2 protein-coding genes are annotated in these 4,668 nt (G+C 74.4%); one reads left to right on the top strand and one right to left on the bottom strand.

The annotated features are described in order from the left end of the window. The coding region (locus ABZ656_RS56620) for an ATP-binding protein (RefSeq protein ID WP_360280362.1) at positions 1 to 1,815 on the bottom strand (1,815 nt) is incomplete at its 3' end. Positions 1,816 to 2,008: 193 nt separating this feature from the next. On the opposite strand from ABZ656_RS56620, the gene ABZ656_RS56615 reads away from it, so the two are divergent. Next, a partial coding sequence (locus ABZ656_RS56615) for an ATP-binding protein (protein WP_360280359.1) occupies positions 2,009 to 4,668 on the top strand: 2,660 nt, incomplete at its 3' end.

The raw sequence follows: 4,668 nt of genomic DNA, 5'->3' as shown, positions 1-4,668 counted from the left end.
CCGCCCCCGCGGGCCCCGCCCCACCGGGGCGCTGCGGCCCCGGGGGGCGGCCCGCCCCCCCCCCCCCGCCGGGGCGGGGAGGGGCCCGGAGCCGGCGGTCGGGTCGGTGGCCGGCCAGTCGGCGGTCCGGTCGCGGTCGGTGGCAGTGGCTCGGTCGAGGGCCGGCCCCGGTCCGGGTACCGTCGGGCCGATCCCGTACCGTCCGCCGAGCTCCGCGAGCTCCGCGGCGGTGCGCACCCGTTCCAGCGCCGCACGGTACCGGGGGTCGGCATCGTCGGCGTACGGGGACCGGTGCTCGTACAGCGCCGAGAGAGCCCACGCCCGGGCGACCCATTCCAGACCGCCCCGGTCCTCGCTGTCGCCCCGCAACCCGCCGAGACAGGACAACAGCGGCTCGCCGAGCGCGAGGACGCCGGTGTGGTCGGCGTACCGCAGGCTCACACCGGCGGACTCGCGCAGCACGCCCGGCGTTCCGCTGTCGCCCGGCGGCAGGCGCCGCAACGCCGCGAGATAGGCGCGGACCGCCCAGGGCGAGTTGGCCCGTCCTTTGCGCGCCGCGGCCAGCAGCAGCGGCACCGCGACCACGTCGTCGAGCTTCGGGCCCGCCGCTGCCACGTGGTCGACCAGCCGCGCGTGACCGGCGCCCGCGGCGTCCGCGCCCAGCCGATCGGCCACCGATGTGGCGATCCAGGCGTGCGGCGACCGCACGTCGGGTTCGGTGGCCGGCGTCCGCGGGTCACCGTGGGAGGGCAGCGACCGCAGCGTCGCCGCGAGCGCCGGAACGGCGAACGCAATCCGGCCGTCCCGGTCGACGGTCAGCACCCGGTCCCTGACCAGCCGGTCCACCGTACGGCTGACGACCTCGAGGTGCGTGATCCGCGGCTTCAGAGAATACAAATCCTCAAGCCTCAGTTCGCCACCGTCGACCAGACGGGCGAGCGCGGCCGCCGTCCTGACCGTGTCGGTATCCGGTGCCGCGCCCGGCCGGCCGAGCCGGCCCAGCTCCAAGGCGTCCGTGGTGAGCCGCACGTGTCCCGCCGGCCCGGCCAGACACACCTGGCCGCCGAGTTCGAGCAGGCTGCCGCGCTCCTCCAGTGCGGCGAGTACGGACAGCACGGCCGCCGGGTTCCCGGCCAGCGGACCCAGCGAACGCAGCACCGCGGCCACCAGGGTCGGTTCGACCGGGCGGCGGAGCCGCCGCACGATGAGCGCGCCGACGTCGTCCGCCGACAACGGCTGCAGTTCGAGCACCCGGTCGGCCGCCGCGAGCAGCCGCGTACCGTCAGCCCGCCCCGGGCCCATGGGCCGGCCGGCCATCACGACCGGCACCTCCGCCGGGCGGAAAGCACGCAGGAGCAGCCCCAGGGCGGAGGCCGTCCGGGCCGGCATCCGCTGGGCGTCGTCAAGGATCAGGGCGAAGGGCACGTAATGGGCCGCGTCCGCCAGCACCTCGCCCAAGGTGGACAGCAGGGCCACCTCGCCGCCACGGCCGGCGATCCGCAACCGCACCCGGCGTACCGCGGTGATGCGCGCCGGGAGCCGGCCGTCGTGGATCCGGGCGAGTACGCCGCAGACGGCATCGGCGAGGGCCTCCGCGCCGTCCGGGCCCTCGGCATCCGCCCAGTCGAGCCGCAAGACCTTGGCACCCTGATGGACCGCCACCCGGCAGGCCTGCTCGACCACGGCAGTCTTGCCGGTGCCCGCCTCGCCCGTGACGAGCAGGGAACGCGCCCCGGCACCGATCGACCGAAGGACCTCGGCCACCGCCTCGACGTCGTCGTCCCTGCCCACGAGAGGTGCACTATGCTCCTGCACGGCGAATCCTCTTCTCCCTACATCTGGGACAACGGAGTTGGCATAAGCGCCCCCCCCGCCGCCAGGCCAACCCCGGTGGCGGAGACGGCACATCATGGCAGGCACCGGGCCGGGGTCCATCGACCAGGTCCGTCGGAGGCGACCGGGTGCGCCCGCCCCCACAGGTACGCGTTGTCGAAGGTTGCGGTGGACAGTGGCTGGTCCGATAGACACCGAATGGGTTCGGGGCGGCACTGCCGCCCGACTCCGCGGCACCCGCGAGTGCCTGCTCGGCCGGGAGCGCGAACTGGCCGAGATCGATGGCTGCCTCCACGATCCGGCCGGGCCGCGCCTGGTGCTCATCCGGGGTGAAATGGGCGTCGGGCGGAGCGCGTTCGCCCATGCCACCGCCCAGCGGTTGGGCGAGAAAGGGATCGCGGTCCTGCCGGTGGCCTGCGTGCCCGGTGACAGCGAACACCCTCTGCTGCTGGCGCTGCGCATCGTGATGGCGCTGGAGGAACACCGGTCTGCTACGGCGAGGCCCCGGCCGGGCGGTCAGTCGGCCGCCGAGGCGCTGGTCGCCGTCGAACAGGGCGACCGGACAGCAATGGCCGAAGCGTTGACCGCCGCGCTCAAGCAGCCCGTGCTCGTGGTCGTGTTGGTCGACGACGCCCACAACGCCGACGCCGAATCCCTCGCCCTGCTCGACGGGGTCGACTTCGAGGGCGTCGCGCCCGACGTCCGGCTGCTGGTCACGGCCCTCCTGCCCGCCACTGCGGGCAGCACATCACGGTCCTCGCCCCCCGGCCGCGCCCTGGAAGAGCTGGCCGTCGGCCGGGCGGCGCACACCATCGTTCTGCCGCGCCTTGGGCTGGAGGAGGTCACCGCCGTGCTGGCGCGGCGGTTGGAGGCGGCGCCCGACGCCGATCTGGTGAAGTGGGTCCACCACCTCAGCCGTGGGCTCCCCGGGGCGTTCGACGCCCTGCTCGTCGCGTGGGCACGGCGGGGCACGATACGAACGGTCGACGGGCTCGCCTTCCTGAATGTCGGGACACCGGTGCCGGTGCTGCCGGACGGCGACCGGTACGTCGCCGCGCTGTACGCGCTGGGCGAGTCCTGCTGGACGGTGGCCGGGGCGCTGAGCATCCTGTGGCCGCTCGGCCGGCCGGCCGCGGCGCTGGCCGCGGCGTCGACCGGGCTGTCCTCCGACGCCGTCGACGACGGCATCCGCCGCCTGGTCGACGAGGGCATCATGGACGAACTGCCCGACCCGGCCGGCGCAGCGCCACGGGGCTGGATGTTCCGCGTACCGCTGGTGGCACACGCCGTCCAGAAGCGGCTCGGGCCACTGGAGCGCAGCCGCCTGTCCGCCGCCGCGGTGGAAGCGCTGTGGGCGGGCCGGGAAGCGGCGGACGCCGGGGCTTCCCACGGCCATCCGGTGACAGCGATCCTCGACGAGGCGGACGCGGAGACCTATCTTCCCGACCGGATCGCCGACGCGGGCGTCCGGATCGACCGCGGACGCGCGGTGGCGGAACTGACGGCCGCCGCGTTACCGCTGTATCCCGACCTGGAGCGCCGGGGTTCGCTGCGGTGGCTCCTGGGAGCCGTCCGCCTCATCGAGCAGCCGACCGCCCGCGACCTGGCGGTGCTGCGGTACGGCCAAGCCGCCTTCGGCTGCGGTGACTACCCGGCGGCCCGGTGCGCGGCCGAGTCGATCGTGCGCGCCCCGGCCGAAGGCCTCGACCGGTTGACGCTCAACAACGTCGCCACCCTGCTGGTGGCGGCGGTCAGCGCCCAGGAGGACTGGCCGGTGCTCTCCCGGATGGGCACGGCGCGCTGGTGGAACGGACTGCCGCTGCCCGCCCTGGCCGTCCTGGTCGGCCGGGTCCAGGCCCTGTTGCAGATGGAGAGGTGGCATGCGGCACTGACTCTGCTCTCGCGGACCGAGCCGATGTGGCAGACCGACCCGGACAGCCGCCTGATGCTGGAGTGGTTCCGCAGGCTCACGGAGTTCGCACTGGGCCGACCGGAGCAGTTCCTGCGCGCACTGACGATGCCGGAGGCACCGGAACTGCCTCGCAACAAGGTGTTCGCGATCGCCGTCGGCGTATTCGATTCCCTGCTCGGGGTCGGTGACCTGCACGAGGGAACGGCCCTGCTGTCCGCCCGGGAACTGACGCCCGAGATGCTGCCCCCGTCCAGCCTGTTTCTGTTGCGCCACCTTCAGGGGCGGTGGGACGACGCGCTGCCGCTGGCACGTCGGATACTGGTGAACGGCGGGACACTGAACGGGGTCCCCGGGCACCATCTGCTCCCCGCGCGGACGGCAGCCATCCTCCTCTCGCGCGGCCACACCACCAGCGCCGGCCGTCTGATCAGCAGCGTACGCGGGCGGCCGAACGGGGCGCTGGAGCACGTGCTGGACCACGCCGACGCCGAGGTACTGCGGACCCTCGGCGATCTCACCGGCGCCGAGGAGACACTGCGGCGCGGCCTGAGCGCAGCGGACGAGCGCGGATCCGTCTACGGCACCGACGAACTGTGGGCGTCCCTCGCCGAGGTGCACGCGGACGCGGGACACACCGGTCAGGCAGTGGCCTGCCTGCAGCGCCTCGAGGGGCTCGCCGAGCAGACGGGCAACGGCCGGACGCGGCTGCTGTACCTGCTGACGTCCGTCCGCGTCCTGCGGCCGGACCCGGCGGACGCCCGCGACCGCCTGCTCGAAGCGGTCGGCCTGGCGCGCTCTCGCAGCCAGCCCTTCGAGACGGCGGTCACCCTTGTCGCCGCCGCGCGCGCCAACGCGGCCCCGGCGACGCTGCTGCACGAGGCGTACGAACTGTTCGGCGAGACCGGGGCCGCGCTGTGGCGTTT

It is taken from the genome of Streptomyces sp. NPDC007095 (assembly GCF_040634475.1).
Lineage (GTDB): Bacteria > Actinomycetota > Actinomycetes > Streptomycetales > Streptomycetaceae > Streptomyces.
Note: the sequence above shows the minus strand (reverse complement) of the source record. Positions and strands in the feature narration are given on the sequence as shown.